This is a genomic window from Oceanimonas sp. MB9, assembly GCF_011319775.1.
Taxonomy (GTDB): Bacteria; Pseudomonadota; Gammaproteobacteria; order Enterobacterales; family Aeromonadaceae; genus Oceanimonas; species Oceanimonas doudoroffii.
The window spans coordinates 14,484-32,234 of the sequence record NZ_VFBE01000009.1 but is presented as its reverse complement, the minus strand read 5'-3'; the positions used below and the strand labels follow the sequence as shown (position 1 = coordinate 32,234).

Sequence of the window (17,751 nt, the reverse complement as noted above, 5' to 3'; positions counted from 1 at the left end):
TTCAAGGTGTGAACAAAAAGGAGGCAGCATGAGTGGGCGAACAGGCTGGTGGTGGCTATGGCTGCTGTTGTTCAGCGCCCTGGCCCCGGCCCAGGAACGCTACTGGCAGCTGAATATCAAAGGCGCCATCGGCCCCGGTATTTCCGACTACCTGGTAACCGAGCTCAACCAGGCCCAGCTGGAACGCCCGGCCCTGGTGCTGCTGACCATGGATACCCCCGGCGGCCTTTACAGTGCCACCCGCGACATTATCAGCGCCATGCTGGAGTCCAGCGTGCCCGTGGTGGTCTATGTTTCCCCCGGCGGCGCCCGGGCCGCTTCTGCCGGCACCTATATTCTCTACGCCAGTCACGTTGCCGCCATGGCGCCGGGCACTCACTTGGGGGCCGCCACCCCGGTGCAGATGATGCCGGCCGGCACGCCGCCATCCGACGACAGGGACGAGGGGAAAAACGAGGAAAAGGACGACGAGTCATCTCCGTCTGCCGGCAGTGCCATGGAACGCAAGTCGCTCAACGACGCCATTGCCTACCTGCGCAGCCTGGCCCAGTTGCGGGGACGCAATGTGGAGTGGGCGGAGCAGGCGGTACGCGACGCCGCTACCCTGACCGCCCCCGAGGCGCTGGAGCAGAACGTGATTGAGCTGATGGCCGGCGACATTGCCGAACTGTTGCAGCAGCTCGACGGCCGCGAAGTCAAACTCAAAAACGACACCCTCACCCTGGCCACTGCGGGGCTGATCGCCGAACAGCGACAGCCCGACTGGCGCCAGCAGTTCATCATTACCATCAGCGATCCCAATATCGCCTACCTGCTGATGCTGGTGGGCGTATACGGCCTGCTGCTGGAGTTTTACAGCCCGGGATTCGGCGTCTCCGGGGTGATCGGCGCCATCTGCCTGCTGCTGGCCATGCTGTCGTTGCAGATGCTGCCGTTCAATATGGTGGGGCTGGGGTTGCTGGCCCTGGGGCTGGCGCTGATGGTGGCGGAAGGACTGTCGCCCAGCTTCGGCATTTTTGGCGGCGGCGGCCTGGTGGCCTTTGTGCTTGGCTCCGTGCTGCTGTTCGACACCCCGGACGAGGCCTTTCGCGTGGCCTGGCCCTTTATCGCCGCCTTTACGGTGTTTTCCCTCGGCCTGATCCTGGTGGTGGTGCGCATGATAGTGAAGCAACGCCGGGCGGCGCCGGTGTCGGGAACCGACGCCATGGTCGGCGAGCGGGGCGTGGCACTGACCGAGCTCAGCCCCGAGGGCACCGTGCTGGTGCTGGGCGAACGCTGGCAGGCCCACAGCCCGCAGCCCGTGTCCGCGCACAGCACGGTAATGGTAGTGGCGGTGCGGGATCTGGTGCTTGAAGTAAAACCGGTAAAGGAGACTGGGGAATGATCATCGACTTTATTTATTTTCAGCTGCTGATCGTTATTCTGCTGGTCATGCTGTTTGCCAGCATGTTCCGCATTTTACGGGAATACGAACGGGGCGTGGTGTTTCTGCTTGGCCGCTTTCACAAGGTCAAGGGGCCGGGCTTTATCATTCTGATCCCCCTGGTGCAGCAAATGGTGCGGGTGGATCTGCGCATTGTGACCATGGACATTCCGTCCCAGGATCTGATCTCAAAAGACAACGTCACCGTGCGGGTGAACGCCGTGCTCTATTTTCGTGTGCTGGATCCGCAAAAGGCGATCATCAACGTGGAAAACTACCTGGAAGCCACCAGCCAGCTGGCCCAGACCACCATGCGCTCGGTGCTGGGCCAGCACGAACTGGACGAGATCCTCTCGGCCCGGGACACCCTGAACGCGGATCTGCAGCGCATTCTGGATCAGAGCACCGACGGCTGGGGCATCAAGGTAACGGCGGTGGAGATCAAGCACGTGGATCTCGACGAGTCCATGATTCGCGCCATTGCCCGTCAGGCCGAGGCGGAACGTTCCCGCCGGGCCAAGGTGATCCATGCCACCGGTGAGCTGGAGGCATCCAAGCAACTGCTGGAAGCGGCCCGCATGCTGGCCCGCCAGCCAGAAGCGATTCAGCTGCGCTACCTGCAGACCCTGACCGAGATCAGCAGTGACAACAGCAAAATAGTGGTGTTTCCCCTGCCCATGGAGCTGGGCCGAATCCTGCAGGAAATGGGGGCACACAGCCCCGATGTTGAGGATCCCCATTCGCCGCGCGAGCCCACCTGAGCCGGCAGCAAATCCTGAATAAAAAGCCGCTCCCGCACATCCCAAACGTGCGGGACAGCCTTTATCGCCCGCGCCGAAATCCCTCTCATTCTTCCCTCATAACGCGGAATCTCCCCATGGGGAATCGCATAAAATAGGCGACTCCGATTTATTGACCATCGAAACCGCGCTTTCGATACCTTCATCGATTCAGGGACTGTTTCATGAAAAAATACCTCAGCCTCATTTTGCTCGGCTCAAGCCTGAGCCTGCTCGCCGGCCCGGCCAGCGCCCAGGGCACCCTGGAGCAAATCCAGCGTTCGGGCGAGTTTCGCTTTTGCTTTGAATCCGGCTACGTTCCCTTTGAGATGACCGACAAGAAAGGGAATTTCATCGGCTTCGATATTGATATTGCCAAGGCCATGGCGAAATCGATCAATACCAAATTCGTGCCGGTCAATACCGGCTGGGATGGCATCATTCCGGCGCTGCAGACCAACAAGTGCGATCTGATCCTGGGCATGTCGATCACCCCCGAGCGCAACCTGAGCGTGAACTTTGCCAACCCTTACCTCGATGCCGGTCAGACCGTCCTGATCCATCCGAAACTGGCCGATACCATTCACTCCTACCGCCAGCTGAACGATGCCGCCTACACGGTCACCGCCCAGCTGGGCACCACGGGTGAGTTTGCCATCAAGCGTTATCTCAGCCAGGCCAATGCGCGCCTGTTTGAAAGCTCCGCCGACGCAGCCCAGGAAGTCGCCAACGGACGGGCCGATGCCTTCGTTTACGACATCAGCTACAACAGCGTCTATGCGGCACAAAATCCGGGCCGGCTGGTGCACCTCTCCGAGGCCTTTACCTACGGCCCCATGGGCTGGGCAGTACGCCAGGGTGATGCCGATTACCTTAACTTTCTCAACAACTTCCTGCGTCAAATCAAGGGAGACGGCACCTACGATCGCATCTATGGCAAGTGGTTCGAGAGCGATGCCTGGGTCAGCCGGGTTCAGTGAGCATGACAGTATCGCCGGCGGCCCAGACCGCCGGCCGGATTGACAGGAATTAATATGCAGACTGCCACACACCGCTGGCTGTGGAACGGCGTTTTTACGGCCATCGTGCTGATGCTGGCCGGCGGTATCTACTGGTCCAGCAAGAGCATCGACTACAACTGGCACTGGGAACGGGTGCTTCCCTATATCGTCGATACCTCGCCCCAGTCCATTCGCGCCCCCTTTGATGGCCGCGCCGAACTGGGTGACGACGGCCATACGCTGACCCTGATCTCCGATTATGGCGACGCCCCCCTGATCCTGAACCAGTACACCAGCCTGCAGGTCGCCGATGGTGATCTGCTGTTTGAAGGGGATGAAATCGCTCGCCTCGACAGCCTGCGCATCGGTCCCATCACCGAAGGCATGCTGATGACCCTGAAGCTGTCGGTGGTGTCCTTGGTGTGCTCGGTGCTGCTGGGCCTTGCCATTGGCCTGGGACGAATCTCCGCCAACCCGGCCCTGCGTAAACTGTGCATTCTCTATATCGAAATCATTCGTGGCACGCCGCTGCTGGTGCAGATTTTCATCATCTATTTCTTTGTCGGCACCGTCTTGTCCCTCGACCGCTTCACCGCCGGCGTAACCGCCCTGACCCTGTTCAGCGCCGCCTATGTGGCGGAAATCATTCGGGCCGGCATTCAGTCGGTCCCCCCCGGACAGATGGAAGCGGCACGCTCGCTGGGCATGAGCTACGTTCGGGCCATGGTTGAGGTGATCCTGCCTCAGGCGCTTAAACGCAGCCTGCCCGCCCTGGCCGGGCAATTCATCAACCTGATCAAGGATTCTTCGCTGGTCTCGGTGATCTCACTGACCGATCTGAGCAAGGCCGGGCGAGAGGTGGTGTCATCGACCTTTGCCCCCTTTGAGGTCTGGTTCACCATCGCCCTGCTCTATCTGGTCATGACCGCCTCCCTGTCCTGGCTGGTACAGCGACTGGAGCAACGCATGGCGGCGGCACACTAGGAAGTAACATGCACACAGAACACACAGACACAGTGGTACGGGCACAGCGGGTCGACAAGGTATTCGACAACGGTTGCCAGGCCCTGCGACAGGTCTCGCTGGAAGTCAGACGGGGCGAAGTGGTGGTGATCGTCGGCCCTTCGGGCTCGGGCAAGTCCACCTTTCTGCGCACCCTCAACAGGCTGGAAACCCTGAGTGCCGGCCACATCGAGATTGAAGGCGTCGACATGTATCACGGCGCCACCAACATCAACCGGCTGCGGCAACGGGTAGGCATGGTGTTTCAGGGCTTTAACCTCTTTCCCCACAAGACGGTGCTGCAAAACGTGATGCTGGCGCCGCTCAAGGTTGCCAGGCGGCCGCGGGCCGAAGTTGAACAGCAGGCCAGGGCACTGCTGGACAAGGTCGGTCTGTCCGAACGCGTTGAACACTATCCCGGACAGTTGTCCGGCGGCCAGCAGCAGCGGGTGGCCATTGCCCGAGCGCTGTGCATGCAGCCTCGCATCATGCTGTTTGACGAGCCGACATCGGCACTGGATCCGGAAATGGTGGGGGAAGTGCTGGAGGTCATGAAGGCACTGGCCCGGGAAGGCATGACCATGGTGGTGGTCACCCATGAGATGGGCTTTGCCCGGGAAGTGGCGGACAGGGTACTGTTCATGGCCGATGGCCAGGTGCTGGCGGAAGACACGCCGGCGCGCTTTTTCGGTGCGCCTTCCCACCCTCGATTGCAGCAATTTTTATCGCAAATTCTCTAACCCAGCAGCCGCCACCGGCCAGCCGGTGTTGCCCCAAGGAGTGTCATGTCAAATCCAATTGAAGCCCTGCTTGCACAGCATTCCCTTGCCATTCTCGATGGCGCCCTGGCCACCGAACTCGAGGCCAGGGGCTGCGATCTCAAGGATCCACTGTGGTCTGCCAAGATCCTGATAGAGCAGCCCGAACTTATCTACGACGTTCATTACGATTACTTTGCGGCCGGTGCCGACGTCGCCATCAGCGCCAGCTATCAGGCTACCTTTGAGGCCTTCGCCCGTCGTGGCCTCGACACCGAGCAGGCCGCCGAGCTGATGCACCAGGCCGTGAGGCTGGCCACCAGGGCACGGGACGATTTCTGGAACGCCCTCAGTGCCGAACAGCAGAATCGCCGCCCCCGGCCGCTGGTTGCCGCGTCGGTGGGCCCCTACGGTGCCATGCTGGCAGACGGCTCTGAATACCGGGGGCATTACGCCCTGACGGAAGAGGAGCTGATGGCCTTTCACCGCCCTCGGCTTGAGGTATTGCTGGCCGCCGGCGCCGATCTGCTGGCCTGCGAGACGCTGCCCTGCCTGAGTGAGGCCCGGGCCCTGGCGCGCCTGATGGACGCCATTCCCGGCGCGTGTGGCTGGATCAGCTTCAGCTGTCAAAGCCAGGAACACAACTGCCAGGGAGAGCGACTGAGTGACTGTGTGGCCGCGTTGGAGCCATATCACTCCGTGGTCGCCATCGGCCTGAACTGCACCGCCCCCGAGCATGTACCGGGCCTGTTGCGTTCGGTGCAGGGCGTGAGCCGCAAGCCGCTGCTGGTTTATCCCAATTCGGGGGAACAGTATGATGCGGACCATAAATGCTGGCACGGCCCTGTTAACAGCGAGCAATACGCCGGGGCCGCCGAACACTGGCACCGCGAGGGTGCCCGCCTTATCGGCGGCTGCTGCCGCACCTCTCCGGCGGATATTGCCGCCGTCAGCGCCCGGTTGCGCCCGCAGCAATAACGCCGCCGCCGGCGTTTGGCCGGCGGCGAGGGCGGTGTTTTATCAACGCTTGAGAAAGCTAGAGTGGCAAGGAAAGCCCGGATTTCAGGACATTGAGCACCACATTGGTATTCATGCGCTTGATTTCCGGAAACTGCGCCATGGTCGCGGCGGCAATGTCATCGTATTCGGTGACGTCCCGGGCCAGAATGACCAGCATCAGATCCACCGAGCCGGTCACATAAAAAATCTGCTGCATGGCGTCCTGAGTCTGGGCCCAACGCATAAAGCGATCCATTACCTGGTAGTTCTCGCGCTCAATTTCCAGGCCGACGATAAAGGTCATCAGGTTATCCACCTTGCGGTTGTCGACCACCGCCACATCGGCACTGATCACGCCTCGCTGACGCAATCGCTTCAACCGGCGCTGTACCGCAGATGCCGACAATCCCACCTCTTCGGCAATCACTTCACTGCGGGTCAGGCAGCTGCGCTGTACGATAGACAATATTTTTCGATCAAAATGATCCAGGTTTTCACTCATTGGCAAGCAAATCTCGTCTCGACACTAAAGCCATAAATGCGTCTAGACGTCCATTCTAATAAAGGCTCCTTTTTCGCTCAAGCCATACCGGTTATGTTGTCAAAAAAAACGGGCGGCCAATGGCCGCCCGTTCGCTGACTGCTACACCGAATCAGCGAATATCCAGCGGGGCAAAGCCCTTGATCAGCTCGTCCAGGGCCTTGAGCTGAGTCAGGAAAGGCTCAAGCTTGTCGAGCGGCAGGGCGCTGGGGCCGTCGCAGCGGGCCTGTTCGGGATTGGGATGGGCTTCCAGGAACAGGCCGGCCAGGCCGGTGGCCAGGCCCGCCCGGGCCAGATCCAGCACCTGCTCGCGACGGCCGCCGGAGGCCTCACCCAGCGGATCCCGGCACTGCAGGGCATGGGTCACATCAAAGATGATGGGCGCGTCGTTCGTGGCCTTTTTCATCACGCCAAAGCCGAGCATGTCCACCACCAGGTTGTCGTAACCAAAGTTGCTGCCCCGCTCGCACAGGATCAATTTATCGTTACCGCACTCGATAAACTTGTCGGTGATGTTCTTCATCTGCCCCGGGCTCAGGAACTGGGGCTTCTTGATGTTGATCACCCGGCCGGTATCGGCCATGGCCTGCACCAGGTCGGTCTGGCGGGCCAGAAAGGCCGGCAGCTGGATCACGTCCGCCACCTCGGCCACCGGAGCCGCCTGGTGAGGCTCGTGCAGGTCGGTGATCACCGGCACGCCAAAGGTGTCCTTCACTTCCTGCAACAACTTCATGCCCTCTTCCAGGCCCGGGCCACGAAAGGAATGAATGGAGGAGCGGTTGGCCTTGTCCCAGCTGGCCTTGAACACGTAAGGAATACCCAGCTTTTCGGTCACCTTCACATAGTGCTCGCAGGCCGTCATGGCCAGCTCCCGGGATTCCAGCACATTGATGCCGCCAAACAGCACCATGGGCTTGTCGTTGGCGACCGCAATGTCATTGATGTGTACGGTTTTCATCTCGGCTCCTTAGTGGAGGGTTTTGGGGCTCAGATCGAGGCCCGCTATCTGGGCTTTCAGCACGTCGGCGATGGGATCTTCCGGACAGTGCTCAATAAAAAATTCGAAATCGTCGGCGGCCAGCCTGCCGCAGTCCAGCTGCTCATACAGAAAGCCCCGATCCCGCCGCTCAAAGGGGCAGTCGGGCTTGAGCCGCAACAGCAGCTCGCTGCAGGCCAGGGCCTGGCCAAATTGCTGATCGTGAATAAAGGCGGCCTTGGTCACATTCAGCAATCGCGCCAGGATCTCGCTGTCGTCGGCACCCTTGAGGTGCTCCGGAGTGATCCGGGCCAGGTTGCCCTGGGCGCCCCGCAGCAACTGCTCGATTTCACGACGGCTCAGTGGCCGGCCGGTAAAGGGATCGATAATGACACTCTCTTCTTTCACCCACACTCGAACCAGAAAATGGCCGGGAAAACAGATGCCTTCGGCTTTGACACCAAAGCGCCGGCACAGGTGAATCAGCAGAATTCCCAGGCTCACCGGAATGCCTTCGCGCCGTGCCAGCACCCGGTTCATCAGGCAGTTGTCGATGGAAAAGAAGGTCTCGCTGTCACCGCTAAGGCCCAGCCCCTGATACAGGCAGGGCAGCAGGTGCTGGGCCACCTGCATGCCTTCCAGCTCCTCGGCCAGGGCCCGCTCCAGGGCGAACAGCTCCCGCTCGGCCTCATCCCGGGCTTGCGAGCCCGCCAGGCTTTCCACCACGTCAAGCGCCAGGGTCATCAGCTCAAGAGGCTCCTCACCCAACCAGCGCGCACTGATATTGCTTTCAAGCATGCTCTCTCCCGGGCAAACAGCCCAGCGTCACCCTGTCCTGCCCACCGTAGTCGCGCAGCGTGGTGACTTTCTCAAATCCATTATCGATAAAAATGTGCCGCACCGCCTCCCCCTGCTGCCAGCCGTGCTCCACCAGCAGCCAGCCACCGGCCGTGAGTTGCGCCGGGGCATGAGCGGCAATATGGCAAATGTCGGCCAGGCCCTCATCCTCGGCCACCAGGGCCGACAGCGGCTCAAAGCGCACATCGCCTTCGGCCAGGTGCGGATCGGCGGCGTCGATATAGGGCGGGTTGGACACGATCATGTCAAAGGTGAGCCCGGCGAGCGGCGCCAGCCAGCTGCCTTCCCGCACCTCCACCTGAAGATCCAGACGTTCGGCATTGCGCCGGGCCAGGGCGGCGGCGGCGGGGTTAAATTCCACCGCCAGCACGGTGTCGGCGGGGCGCTCGCTCTTGATGGACAGGGCAATGGCGCCGGTGCCGGTGCCCAGATCCACCACTCGCGCCGGTCGCTGGGGCAGGCGCGTCAGCGCGGCCTCGACCAGGATTTCGGTGTCGGGCCTGGGGATCAGGGTATCCGAAGTGACTTCCAGCATCAGGGTCCAGAATTCCCGTTGGCCGGTCAGGTGGGCCACCGGCTCACCGGCCTGGCGGCGAGTTATCAGTTCAGCCAGCTCGGCCTTCTGCTCGGCAGACACCTCGAATTCGGGCCAGGCCAGCAGAAAACTGCGGGGTTTGCCCAGCACGTGGCACAGCAATACGTCGGCATCCAGCGCCGGCGACTCGCCCCCGGCCAGTTGCTCACGCAAGTGAGTGCGCAGCTCACTCAGCCTCATCACTGACCCGCCAGGGCGGCGAGCTGGTCGGCCTGGTGCTCCTGCAGAATGGGCTGAGTGAGCATGTCCAGCTGGCCTTCCAGCACCTCGCTCAGCCGGTACAGGGTCAGGTTGATCCGATGATCCGACACTCGCCCTTGAGGGAAGTTGTAGGTGCGAATGCGATCGGAACGATCGCCGCTGCCCAGCAGGTTGCGCCGCTCGCTCTGCTCTTCGGCCTGACGCTTGTCCTGCTCCGCCTGAGCCAGGCGCGAGGCCAGCACCGCCATGGCCTTGGCCCGGTTCTTGTGCTGGGAACGCTCGTCCTGGCATTCCACCACCATGCCGGTAGGCAGGTGGGTAATGCGAATGGCCGAGTCGGTCTTGTTGACGTGCTGACCACCGGCACCGGACGCGCGAAAGGTGTCCACCTTGAGATCCGCCGGGTTGATCTCCGGGGCCTCGGCCTCGGGTATTTCGGGCATCACCGCCACCGTGCAGGCAGAAGTGTGAATGCGGCCCTGGGATTCGGTTTCGGGCACCCGCTGCACTCGGTGGCCGCCGGACTCGAACTTGAGCTGACCATAGACGCCGGCGCCCTCGATGCGGGCGATGATCTCCTTGAAACCGCCGTGCTCGCCCTCGCTGGCACTGACGATCTCCACCCGCCAGCGCCGGGTTTCGGCATAGCGGCTGTACATGCGAAACAGATCGCCGGCAAAGATGGCCGCCTCATCGCCCCCGGCACCGGCACGAATCTCCAGAAAACAGTTGTTGTCGTCCCTGGGATCCTTGGGCAGCAGCAAAATCTGCAGCTCCTGGCTCAGGGTGTCGATGGCGGCCTCGGCGCTGTCGATCTCATCCCGGGCCATGGCCTTGAGCTCGGCGTCGTCTTCCGCCAGCATTTCTTTGGCTTCGGCCAGGTCTTCCTCGGCCCGGCGGTAGCGCTGAAAGCAGGCCACCACGTCTTCCAGCTGGGCATATTCCCGGGTCAGCGTCCGGTATTGCTCCTGGTTATTGATAACCGAGGCCTCGCCCAGCAGCGCCTGCACCTCCTGGTAGCGTTCTTCCAGGCCTTCCAGTTTCTTCAGTACGGATTCGTTCATCGAGGATCTCGCCGTTATGCCGGCTCAGGGCCGACTGATGCCCAGGCTGCGGGACAGCACCGCCAGCATCTCCTGATCGCCGTCCTTGCCGGCCTGGCTCAGGGCCTGGGTGGGGGTATGAATAAGCTTGTTGGTCAGTCGCCGGGTCAGCTGCTGCATCACTTCGGTGGCGTCTTCCCCCTGGGCCAGGGCCTGCAGTGCACGGGCCAGCTCCTGTTCACGCACGCTTTCCGCCTGAGTGCGGTAGTCGCGAATCAGGTCCACCGAGCGCAGCGAGCGGTACCAGGCCATAAACTGATCCCGCTCTTCCAGAATAATGCGCTCGGCCTGGGCCGCCGCCCGTTTACGGGCCTCGAGGTTCTGCTCGATGATGCCCTGCAGATCGTCCACGGTGTAAAGGTAGGCGTCGTTGAGTTCATCCACCTCGGGCTCGATGTCCCGGGGCACGGCGATGTCCACTAGCAGAATGGGTTTGTGCCGGCGGGCCTTGAGCGCCCGCTCTACCATGCCCTTGCCGATAATGGGCAGAGGGCTGGCGGTAGAGCTGATCACGATATCGGCCCGGGGCAGAAACTCGGGAATCTGCTCCAGGGTCATCACCTCGGCCTCAAATTCCTGGGCCAGGCTCTGGGCCCGCTCCAGGGTGCGGTTGGCCACCATCATCTGAGTCACCGACTGCTCGCGCAGGTGTCGCGCCACCAGCTCGACGGTTTCGCCGGCGCCCACCAACAATACGCGGGTGCGCCCCAGATCCGAAAAGATGCGTTTGGCCAGGCTGACCGCGGCAAAGGCCACCGACACCGCACTGGCGCCAATGTCGGTCTCGGTGCGCACCCGCTTGGCCACGGAAAAGGACTTCTGAAACAGCCGCTCCAGCAGCCCCTTGAGGCTGCCGGCCTGATGGGACTGGCTGTAGGCCTGCTTGATCTGGCCCAGTATCTGCGGCTCGCCCAGCACCAGGGAGTCGAGACCGCAGGCCACCCGCATCAGGTGGCGAATGGCGTCCTCGCCCTGATGCTGATACAGACAGGCGGTCAGCTCGTCTTCATCCAGGCGGTGAAACTGCTGCAGCCAGTGCCGCACCACATCGCTGTCGCCCTCGTCGTCGAGGCTGCAATACAACTCGGTGCGGTTACAGGTAGACAGGATCACGGTTTCGGCCACGCCCTGCATGTTCATCAGCTCCTGCAGCGCCCGGGGGGCAAGATCAGGGCCAAACGCCACCCGCTCGCGCAGGGCGACGGACGCTGTCTTATGATTGATTCCCAGTACCAGCAGGCTCATGAGGATTTGGTGCGGCTCACATCGTTCTTCGTGTAGCCGGCTATTGTACGAGAAAGGCCAAATCTTTAAAAGGCACCGGCCTTGCCCTTATACTGAGCGCCCACTTTCAAACGCGGAGTGCTCGCCGTGCGTACTTTATTGATCTGCCTTGGCTTGTTGCTGGTCTCGGGCTGTGCCTACCGGGCCGAAGAGGCGCCGGTCGGATCCTGGCAGGCCCAGAAACAACAACTGGCCGCCCTGCAGGACTGGCAGCTGGCCGCCAAGCTCGGCATCATCACTCCCGAAGAGCGCGGCAGCCTGAGCCTGTTCTGGCGCCAAAACAGCGACGACTACCGCCTGAACCTGACCAATGTGGTGGGCAAGCGGGTGTTTGACCTCAGCCGGCGCAACGGCCGCATTGAACTTGTCGACGGTGAAGGCCGGCGCCATACCGCCACCAATGCCCAAGAGCTGGTGTATCGCCTGACCGGCTGGAATCTGCCGGTGGAGCAGCTGGCCGACTGGATCAAGGGCCTGCCCGGCGAGGCCGACACCGTGAGCTTCGATGCCGACGGACGCCCGGCACAAGTGCAGTCTCACGGCTGGCAGCTCAGCTACCAGGGCTACACCCAAATCGACCAGCTGTGGCTGCCCAGCCGGCTGGAACTGAGCCATGACACCACCACCCTGAAACTGGCGGTAAGCCGGTGGGAGCTGAACCCATGACGCTGCGCCTGCCCGCCCCCGCCAAGCTCAACCTGTTTCTGTACATTACCGGCCGCCGGAGTGATGGCTACCACGACCTGCAAACCCTGTTTCAGTTTGTGGACTTTGGCGATGTGCTTTGTTTTGAAGAAGCCCCCGGACTGAGCCTTTCCCCGGCCCTGCCCGGAGTGGCCCCTGAAGACAACCTCATCATTAAAGCGGCACGCCTGCTGCAAGCGCACACGGGTTGCAGCAAAGGCGCGCACATTACCCTCACCAAGCACCTCCCTATGGGCGGCGGCCTGGGCGGCGGTTCCAGTGACGCCGCCACCACCCTGGTGGGGCTGAACCGGCTGTGGCAACTGGGCCTTGACCATGACGAATTGGCCGGCCTTGGCCTGCAGCTGGGTGCCGACGTGCCGGTATTCGTGCACGGCCGCGCTGCCTTTGCCGAAGGCGTGGGTGATATTTTCAGCGACGCCACCCCGCCCGAGCCCTGGTACCTGGTGCTCAACCCGGGGGTGGAAGTGGCCACGGCAGCCATTTTCACCGACCCGAACCTACCCCGCAGCAGCCCGGTACTGAGCCTTGAACAACGCCTGAGCATGCCCTGGCAAAACGACTGCGAGGGGCTGGTCAAAAAGCGACACCCCGAGGTTGCCAAACTTCTGAGCTGGTTGCTAGAATATGCGCCGTCAAGAATGACGGGCACCGGCGCCTGTATTTTCGGCACCTTTGACAGCCGTGAGGCAGCCGAATCGGCGCTTAACAAAGCACCGGATGGCGCCAGTGGCTTTGTTGCCAAAGGCCGTAATATCTCGCCGCTGCACACGGCGCTCAACGCCTTGTAAGCCCCCGTTATTAAACAAGAAAGACCAGGCAGCGATGGCATGAAGGCGGGGTGGGCTCGCTTTCTCCCTTATCCCAAGGGTCAATTCGCTGCCGGCGGTCGCCGGCAGGAAGACACGGCGCAGGCCGACTCACCGTTGAGTGCTCTCTCTCAACCCCCTGACTGGCGTTCCGAACCAGAATAATTCCGAAAACGGGCTGGATAGCGAAATTGTTTTTCGTAACACGGGTTCACGGCCCCGTCCAGTCTCGCCACCCACGAAGCAACCCCGAGGTTTTAAACCGTGCCCGACATGAAGCTGTTTGCTGGTAATGCAACGCCGGAACTCGCCCAACGTATCGCCGATCGTCTTTTCATCAAACTGAGCGCTGCCGATGTCGGCCGTTTCAGCGACGGCGAGATCAGCGTGCAAATCAACGAAAATGTACGCGGCGGCGATGTCTTCATCATCCAGTCCACCTGTGCGCCGACCAACGACAACCTGATGGAGCTGATCGTCATGGTTGACGCCCTGCGTCGTGCCTCCGCCGGCCGCATTACCGCCGTCATTCCCTACTTCGGTTATGCTCGCCAGGATCGCCGTGTGCGCTCCGCCCGGGTACCGATCACCGCCAAGGTGGTGGCCGACTTCCTGTCCAGCGTGGGTGTGGACAGGGTGCTGACCGTGGACCTGCACGCCGAGCAGATTCAGGGCTTCTTTGACGTGCCGGTAGACAACGTATTCGGTACCCCGGTACTGCTGGAAGACATGAAGGCCAAGGGCCTGCAGGACGCCGTGGTGGTGTCTCCCGATATCGGCGGCGTGGTGCGCGCCCGTGCCGTGGCCAAGCTGCTGGACGAAACCGACATCGCCATTATCGACAAACGCCGTCCTCGCGCCAATGTGTCCCAGGTCATGCACCTTATCGGTGACGTGGAAGGCCGTGACTGCGTGATCGTGGACGACATGATCGACACCGGCGGCACCCTGTGCAAGGCCGCCGAAGCCCTGAAAGAGCGCGGCGCCAAGCGGGTGTTTGCCTACGCCACCCACGCCGTGTTCTCCGGCAATGCCGCCCAGAACATCAAGGATTCCGTGATCGATGAAGTCATCATCACCGACTCCGTGCCCCTGAGCGATGAAATCAAGGCCATCAGCAAGGTCAAGCAGCTGACCCTGTCGCCCATGCTGGCCGAGGCCATTCGTCGCATCAGCAACGAAGAGTCCATCTCCGCCATGTTTGAGCAATAAGCACTGGCAAGCTTTAAGCTGATAGCCTGAAGCAAAAAGCCCGCGAGATTCGCGGGCTTTTTTGTGGGCGATTGCAGGTGAGGAGGAAGACGTGAGGGGTGAGGAGTAAATTCACCTCACTCCTGTACCCTCACTTCTCACCTCATCCGTAGAAGCGCACAAAATAATACCCGCTCAGGCCCACGCCAAAGGCGACAATGCCCCAGGCCAGCAGTTTTGGCCTGATCCATTCCAGCACCCGGGCGCCCAGCTTGCCGCCGAGCAGGTAACCCACCGCCAGCAGCAGGGCTTGATGCCAGTACACCAGCCCCGACAGGGAATAGACCAGGATGGTGGCGCCGCTGGCCAGCATCGACAGATACAGCTTGATGGCATGTTGCTGCAGGCTGGTGCCCATGCGCAGCTGGCCCATCAGCGCCATCAGCAATACCCCAAGGCCGCCACCAAAAAAACCACCGTAGGCACTGCCCCCCAGCAGCACCGGCCAGGCCTTCGGTTTCATGGCAAGCGGGCCTTCAAAGCCCTGACTGCTGAGCAGCTGGCGGCCATAGAGCAAGCTCACCCCCAGCAGCAGCCAGGGCACCAGATAATTGAAATGGTCGGCATGAAACCGGGTCAGAGCATAGGCGCCCAGACCACCGCCTCCCAGGCCAATGATGGTCAACGCCAGCAGCGGGCCGCCCCGCAGACGGCGACGCATCCCCCAAAAGGCACTGACATAACCGGGCCAGGACGCCACGCTGGCGGTGGCCACGGCGGCGGTGCTGGGAATGCCCGCGCCCAGCAAAGCCGGCAGGGTAAAAAACAGGCCGCCACCGGCAAGCGCATTGACCACGCCGGCCAGCAGGGACCAACCCAGAAGTTCAAACATGATGGTGTCCGTGAAATATCCCGTGCGGGAAAAATAGAAGAACAAAAACAAGACTAAAGCGGATCGCCCGCCTTTGAATGCACAATAATAGCATAAATTGTAAACAATAAATCAAACGCGTCCTCAACGCCGCCCCATGGCAAATCCTGCCCTTGAGGTGGCCATTATCGCCGCGCTTCATTAGAATATGGCGTCATTTTAACGGCCGATTATGCTATGCAACCTATCGAACTTATTGTCGGGCTGGCCAACCCCGGCCCGGAATACGCCCAAACCCGGCACAATGCCGGTGCCTGGTATGTGGCCGAGTTGGCCCGCCTGCACGGTGCCCAGCTCAAGGAAGAAGGCAAGTTCTTTGGCTGGACCGGTCGCGTGCGCATTGCCGGCCGCGACGTGCGCCTGCTGGTGCCCGCCACCTTTATGAACCGCTCGGGCAAGGCGGTGGCGGCCCTGGCCAACTTTTACCAGATTCCGCCCGAGGGCATTCTGGTCGCCCACGACGAGCTGGATCTGCCCCCGGGCACCGCCCGCTTCAAGCAGGGCGGCGGCCATGGCGGCCACAACGGTCTGCGTGACATCATCAGCAGCCTGGGCAATAACAAGGACTTCTACCGGCTGCGGCTGGGCATCGGCCACCCGGGCGACAAGTCCCGGGTGGCCGGCTTTGTGCTGACCAAGGCACCGGCCGCCGAGCAGGAATTGCTCGACGCCACCGTGGACGAAGCCAGCCGCGCCACCGATATTTTATTCAAGGATGGCATGGTCAAGGCAATGAACCGCCTGCATGCCTTCAACGCCGATTCCACCAAGTAATTTCAGGACACCATCATGGGTTTTAAATGCGGTATTGTGGGTCTGCCCAACGTGGGCAAATCCACCCTGTTCAACGCACTGACCAAGGCCGGCATCGAAGCCGCCAACTTCCCCTTTTGCACCATAGAGCCGAACACCGGCGTGGTGCCGGTGCCGGACAAGCGCCTCGACGCCCTGGCCGCCATCGTCAATCCCCAGCGAGTGCTGCCCACCACCATGGAGTTCGTGGACATCGCCGGCCTGGTGGCGGGCGCCTCCAAGGGTGAAGGCCTGGGCAACAAGTTTCTGGCCAACATTCGCGAAACCGATGCCATCGGCCATGTGGTCCGCTGCTTTGAAAACGACAACATCGTGCACGTGGCCGGTCAGGTGTCGCCCAAGGATGATATCGAGGTGATCAACACCGAACTGGCGCTGGCGGACCTGGACACCTGCGAGCGCGCCATTCAGCGCAACGCCAAAAAGGCCAAGGGCGGCGACAAGGATGCCAAGTTCGAGATCACCGTGCTGGAAAAGCTGCTGCCGGTGCTGGAAGAAGCCAAAGTACTGCGCAGCGTGGAACTGACCAAGGAAGAAAAAGCGGCCATCGATTACCTGAACTTCCTCACCATCAAGCCGACCATGTACATTGCCAACGTCAATGAAGACGGCTTTGAGGACAACCCTTACCTGGCCCAGGTGGAAGCCATTGCCGCCGCCGAAAACGCCATAGTCGTGCCGGTGTGTGCCGCCATGGAGTCGGAAATTGCCGAGCTGGATGCGGAAGAAGCGGCCGAGTTCATGGCCGACATGGGCTTGGAAGAGCCAGGCCTGAACCGGGTGATCCGTGCCGGCTATGAGCTGCTCAACCTGCAGACCTACTTCACCGCCGGGGTGAAGGAAGTGCGTGCCTGGACCATTCCCGTGGGCGCCACCGCGCCTCAGGCCGCCGGCAAGATTCATACCGACTTCGAGAAGGGTTTTATTCGCGCCCAGACCATCGGCTATGACGACTACATCACCTACCAGGGTGAACAGGGCGCCAAGGAAGCGGGCAAGATGCGCTCCGAGGGCAAGGACTACATCGTAAAAGACGGCGATGTGATGAACTTCCTGTTCAACGTCTGACATTAACCGCCAGTCTCTGAAAGGCCGGGCATGCGCCCGGCCTTTTTATTTTCGACTTTTCGCATAAAAAACAGCCCCACTGACCACCCCTTCACCACCATGACGCTTTTGTGTCCAAACGACGGTGGCGGGCCAATTTTTTACGGAAAAACGGTTGACGCTGTCGGTCGGGATACGCATAATGCGCCCCGTTCGGTGACGTAAGGTCATCAACAAGCAGTGGCTATGTAGCTCAGTTGGTTAGAGCACATCACTCATAATGATGGGGTCGCAGGTTCGAATCCCGCCATAGCCACCATTGCTGGGGTATCGCCAAGCGGTAAGGCAGCGGGTTTTGATCTCGCCATTCCCAGGTTCGAATCCTGGTACCCCAGCCATTTTTCAAAAGTGGCTGATATCGAAAAATTTGTTATCATCCATTTGCTGTTGGGGTATCGCCAAGCGGTAAGGCAGCGGGTTTTGATCTCGCCATTCCCAGGTTCGAATCCTGGTACCCCAGCCATTTTCATGAAATGCTGAAGGCAATACAGGTTTTTATACCGGCGTTCATACCCAGGTATGAACTGCAACTTCAGGCATTTTATATTGATACGTAACACTGCGTGTCAGAACATTGAGGCGACTCAATGCTTTATGTGGCTATGTAGCTCAGTTGGTTAGAGCACATCACTCATAATGATGGGGTCGCAGGTTCGAATCCCGCCATAGCCACCA

18 protein-coding genes and 4 tRNA genes are annotated in these 17,751 nt (G+C 61.1%); 15 read left to right on the top strand and 7 right to left on the bottom strand.

Annotation, left to right across the window (positions count from 1 at the left end):
* Positions 1 to 28 precede the first annotated feature (28 nt).
* From OJHNALOF_RS11530 to mmuM, 6 genes are all read left to right on the top strand, one after another.
* Positions 29 to 1,384 (top strand): nodulation protein NfeD, encoded by a 1,356-nt coding sequence (locus tag OJHNALOF_RS11530; RefSeq protein WP_165662110.1) that lies wholly within the window; start codon positions 29 to 31, stop codon positions 1,382 to 1,384.
* Positions 1,381 to 2,184 (top strand): slipin family protein, encoded by an 804-nt coding sequence (locus tag OJHNALOF_RS11525; protein ID WP_165662109.1) that lies wholly within the window; start codon positions 1,381 to 1,383, stop codon positions 2,182 to 2,184. The genes OJHNALOF_RS11530 and OJHNALOF_RS11525 overlap by 4 nt, the downstream gene beginning before the upstream one ends.
* Before the next feature lie 203 nt (positions 2,185 to 2,387).
* Positions 2,388 to 3,182 (top strand): transporter substrate-binding domain-containing protein, encoded by a 795-nt coding sequence (locus OJHNALOF_RS11520; protein WP_165662108.1) that lies wholly within the window; start codon positions 2,388 to 2,390, stop codon positions 3,180 to 3,182.
* 54 nt (positions 3,183 to 3,236) lie between these two features.
* Positions 3,237 to 4,187 (top strand): amino acid ABC transporter permease, encoded by a 951-nt coding sequence (locus OJHNALOF_RS11515; protein WP_165662107.1) that lies wholly within the window; start codon positions 3,237 to 3,239, stop codon positions 4,185 to 4,187.
* 8 nt (positions 4,188 to 4,195) lie between these two features.
* Entirely contained in the window at positions 4,196 to 4,945 is a 750-nt protein-coding gene (locus OJHNALOF_RS11510; protein ID WP_165662106.1) for an amino acid ABC transporter ATP-binding protein, read from the top strand.
* A gap of 45 nt (positions 4,946 to 4,990) precedes the next feature.
* The gene (gene mmuM, locus OJHNALOF_RS11505; protein WP_165662105.1) at positions 4,991 to 5,941 is read left to right on the top strand and encodes a homocysteine S-methyltransferase; all 951 of its coding nucleotides are present in this window, start codon (positions 4,991 to 4,993) and stop codon (positions 5,939 to 5,941) included.
* 58 nt (positions 5,942 to 5,999) lie between these two features.
* On the opposite strand, the gene OJHNALOF_RS11500 is transcribed toward mmuM, so the two are convergent.
* The 6 genes from OJHNALOF_RS11500 to hemA form a co-directional block, all read right to left on the bottom strand.
* Positions 6,000 to 6,464 carry an Lrp/AsnC family transcriptional regulator gene (locus tag OJHNALOF_RS11500; RefSeq protein ID WP_094200624.1) on the bottom strand — a complete coding sequence of 155 codons (465 nt, stop codon included), beginning with the start codon at positions 6,462 to 6,464 and terminating at the stop codon, positions 6,000 to 6,002.
* Positions 6,465 to 6,615: 151 nt separating this feature from the next.
* Positions 6,616 to 7,461, bottom strand: coding sequence for a 3-deoxy-8-phosphooctulonate synthase (gene kdsA / locus OJHNALOF_RS11495; protein ID WP_165662104.1), 846 nt, complete (start codon positions 7,459 to 7,461; stop codon positions 6,616 to 6,618).
* A gap of 9 nt (positions 7,462 to 7,470) precedes the next feature.
* Positions 7,471 to 8,277, bottom strand: a complete 807-nt coding sequence (locus OJHNALOF_RS11490; RefSeq protein WP_165662103.1) for a SirB1 family protein — start codon at positions 8,275 to 8,277, stop codon at positions 7,471 to 7,473.
* Positions 8,270 to 9,112, bottom strand: a complete 843-nt coding sequence (gene prmC, locus OJHNALOF_RS11485; RefSeq protein WP_165662579.1) for a peptide chain release factor N(5)-glutamine methyltransferase — start codon at positions 9,110 to 9,112, stop codon at positions 8,270 to 8,272. The genes OJHNALOF_RS11490 and prmC overlap by 8 nt, the downstream gene beginning before the upstream one ends.
* The gene (gene prfA, locus OJHNALOF_RS11480; protein WP_094200620.1) at positions 9,112 to 10,197 is read right to left on the bottom strand and encodes a peptide chain release factor 1; all 1,086 of its coding nucleotides are present in this window, start codon (positions 10,195 to 10,197) and stop codon (positions 9,112 to 9,114) included. Before prfA ends, prmC begins: the two co-directional genes overlap by 1 nt.
* 24 nt (positions 10,198 to 10,221) lie before the next feature.
* Positions 10,222 to 11,481, bottom strand: a complete 1,260-nt coding sequence (hemA, locus tag OJHNALOF_RS11475; RefSeq protein ID WP_094200619.1) for a glutamyl-tRNA reductase — start codon at positions 11,479 to 11,481, stop codon at positions 10,222 to 10,224.
* Positions 11,482 to 11,607: 126 nt separating this feature from the next.
* Between hemA and lolB the strand changes: the two genes are divergently transcribed.
* The 3 genes from lolB to OJHNALOF_RS11460 all read left to right on the top strand — a co-directional run bounded on the left by lolB (position 11,608) and on the right by OJHNALOF_RS11460 (position 14,246).
* Complete coding sequence (gene lolB / locus OJHNALOF_RS11470; RefSeq protein WP_165662102.1) at positions 11,608 to 12,186, top strand: lipoprotein insertase outer membrane protein LolB; 579 nt, start codon at positions 11,608 to 11,610, stop codon at positions 12,184 to 12,186.
* On the top strand, positions 12,183 to 13,016 hold the full coding sequence (gene ispE / locus OJHNALOF_RS11465) for a 4-(cytidine 5'-diphospho)-2-C-methyl-D-erythritol kinase (protein WP_165662101.1): 834 nt from the start codon (positions 12,183 to 12,185) through the stop codon (positions 13,014 to 13,016). Before lolB ends, ispE begins: the two co-directional genes overlap by 4 nt.
* 282 nt (positions 13,017 to 13,298) lie before the next feature.
* The gene (locus OJHNALOF_RS11460; protein ID WP_094200617.1) at positions 13,299 to 14,246 is read left to right on the top strand and encodes a ribose-phosphate pyrophosphokinase; all 948 of its coding nucleotides are present in this window, start codon (positions 13,299 to 13,301) and stop codon (positions 14,244 to 14,246) included.
* Between the two features lie 142 nt (positions 14,247 to 14,388).
* Here OJHNALOF_RS11460 and OJHNALOF_RS11455 read toward each other — a convergent pair whose 3' ends face one another.
* Positions 14,389 to 15,117 (bottom strand): sulfite exporter TauE/SafE family protein, encoded by a 729-nt coding sequence (locus OJHNALOF_RS11455; protein WP_165662100.1) that lies wholly within the window; start codon positions 15,115 to 15,117, stop codon positions 14,389 to 14,391.
* Positions 15,118 to 15,333: 216 nt separating this feature from the next.
* Here OJHNALOF_RS11455 and pth point away from each other — a divergent pair, with 216 nt between their 5' ends.
* From pth to OJHNALOF_RS11425, 6 genes are all read left to right on the top strand, one after another.
* Positions 15,334 to 15,930 carry an aminoacyl-tRNA hydrolase gene (pth, locus tag OJHNALOF_RS11450; RefSeq protein ID WP_165662099.1) on the top strand — a complete coding sequence of 199 codons (597 nt, stop codon included), beginning with the start codon at positions 15,334 to 15,336 and terminating at the stop codon, positions 15,928 to 15,930.
* Between the two features lie 15 nt (positions 15,931 to 15,945).
* Positions 15,946 to 17,037: a redox-regulated ATPase YchF gene (gene ychF, locus OJHNALOF_RS11445; RefSeq protein ID WP_094200615.1), complete on the top strand. Its 1,092-nt coding sequence runs from the start codon at positions 15,946 to 15,948 to the stop codon at positions 17,035 to 17,037.
* Positions 17,038 to 17,258: 221 nt separating this feature from the next.
* A tRNA-Met gene (locus tag OJHNALOF_RS11440) sits at positions 17,259 to 17,335 on the top strand.
* 4 nt (positions 17,336 to 17,339) lie between these two features.
* A tRNA-Gln gene (locus OJHNALOF_RS11435) sits at positions 17,340 to 17,414 on the top strand.
* A gap of 50 nt (positions 17,415 to 17,464) precedes the next feature.
* A tRNA-Gln gene (locus OJHNALOF_RS11430) sits at positions 17,465 to 17,539 on the top strand.
* A 135-nt stretch (positions 17,540 to 17,674) separates the two neighbouring features.
* Positions 17,675 to 17,751: transfer RNA gene (locus OJHNALOF_RS11425), tRNA-Met, on the top strand.

Excerpts from the sequence above, each read along its gene's own strand:
- OJHNALOF_RS11530 (WP_165662110.1), top strand. The coding sequence starts at position 29 with ATGAGTGGGCGAACAGGCTGGTGGTGGCTATGGCTGCTGTTGTTCAGC.
- OJHNALOF_RS11500 (WP_094200624.1), bottom strand. The coding sequence starts at position 6,464 with ATGAGTGAAAACCTGGATCATTTTGATCGAAAAATATTGTCTATCGTA.
- OJHNALOF_RS11490 (WP_165662103.1), bottom strand. The coding sequence starts at position 8,277 with ATGCTTGAAAGCAATATCAGTGCGCGCTGGTTGGGTGAGGAGCCTCTT.
- OJHNALOF_RS11455 (WP_165662100.1), bottom strand. The coding sequence starts at position 15,117 with ATGTTTGAACTTCTGGGTTGGTCCCTGCTGGCCGGCGTGGTCAATGCG.
- ychF (WP_094200615.1), top strand. The coding sequence starts at position 15,946 with ATGGGTTTTAAATGCGGTATTGTGGGTCTGCCCAACGTGGGCAAATCC.
- kdsA (WP_165662104.1), bottom strand. The coding sequence starts at position 7,461 with ATGAAAACCGTACACATCAATGACATTGCGGTCGCCAACGACAAGCCC.
- OJHNALOF_RS11510 (WP_165662106.1), top strand. The coding sequence starts at position 4,196 with ATGCACACAGAACACACAGACACAGTGGTACGGGCACAGCGGGTCGAC.
- OJHNALOF_RS11525 (WP_165662109.1), top strand. The coding sequence starts at position 1,381 with ATGATCATCGACTTTATTTATTTTCAGCTGCTGATCGTTATTCTGCTG.
- ispE (WP_165662101.1), top strand. The coding sequence starts at position 12,183 with ATGACGCTGCGCCTGCCCGCCCCCGCCAAGCTCAACCTGTTTCTGTAC.
- pth (WP_165662099.1), top strand. The coding sequence starts at position 15,334 with ATGCAACCTATCGAACTTATTGTCGGGCTGGCCAACCCCGGCCCGGAA.
- mmuM (WP_165662105.1), top strand. The coding sequence starts at position 4,991 with ATGTCAAATCCAATTGAAGCCCTGCTTGCACAGCATTCCCTTGCCATT.
- OJHNALOF_RS11515 (WP_165662107.1), top strand. The coding sequence starts at position 3,237 with ATGCAGACTGCCACACACCGCTGGCTGTGGAACGGCGTTTTTACGGCC.
- prfA (WP_094200620.1), bottom strand. The coding sequence starts at position 10,197 with ATGAACGAATCCGTACTGAAGAAACTGGAAGGCCTGGAAGAACGCTAC.
- OJHNALOF_RS11520 (WP_165662108.1), top strand. The coding sequence starts at position 2,388 with ATGAAAAAATACCTCAGCCTCATTTTGCTCGGCTCAAGCCTGAGCCTG.
- hemA (WP_094200619.1), bottom strand. The coding sequence starts at position 11,481 with ATGAGCCTGCTGGTACTGGGAATCAATCATAAGACAGCGTCCGTCGCC.
- prmC (WP_165662579.1), bottom strand. The coding sequence starts at position 9,112 with ATGAGGCTGAGTGAGCTGCGCACTCACTTGCGTGAGCAACTGGCCGGG.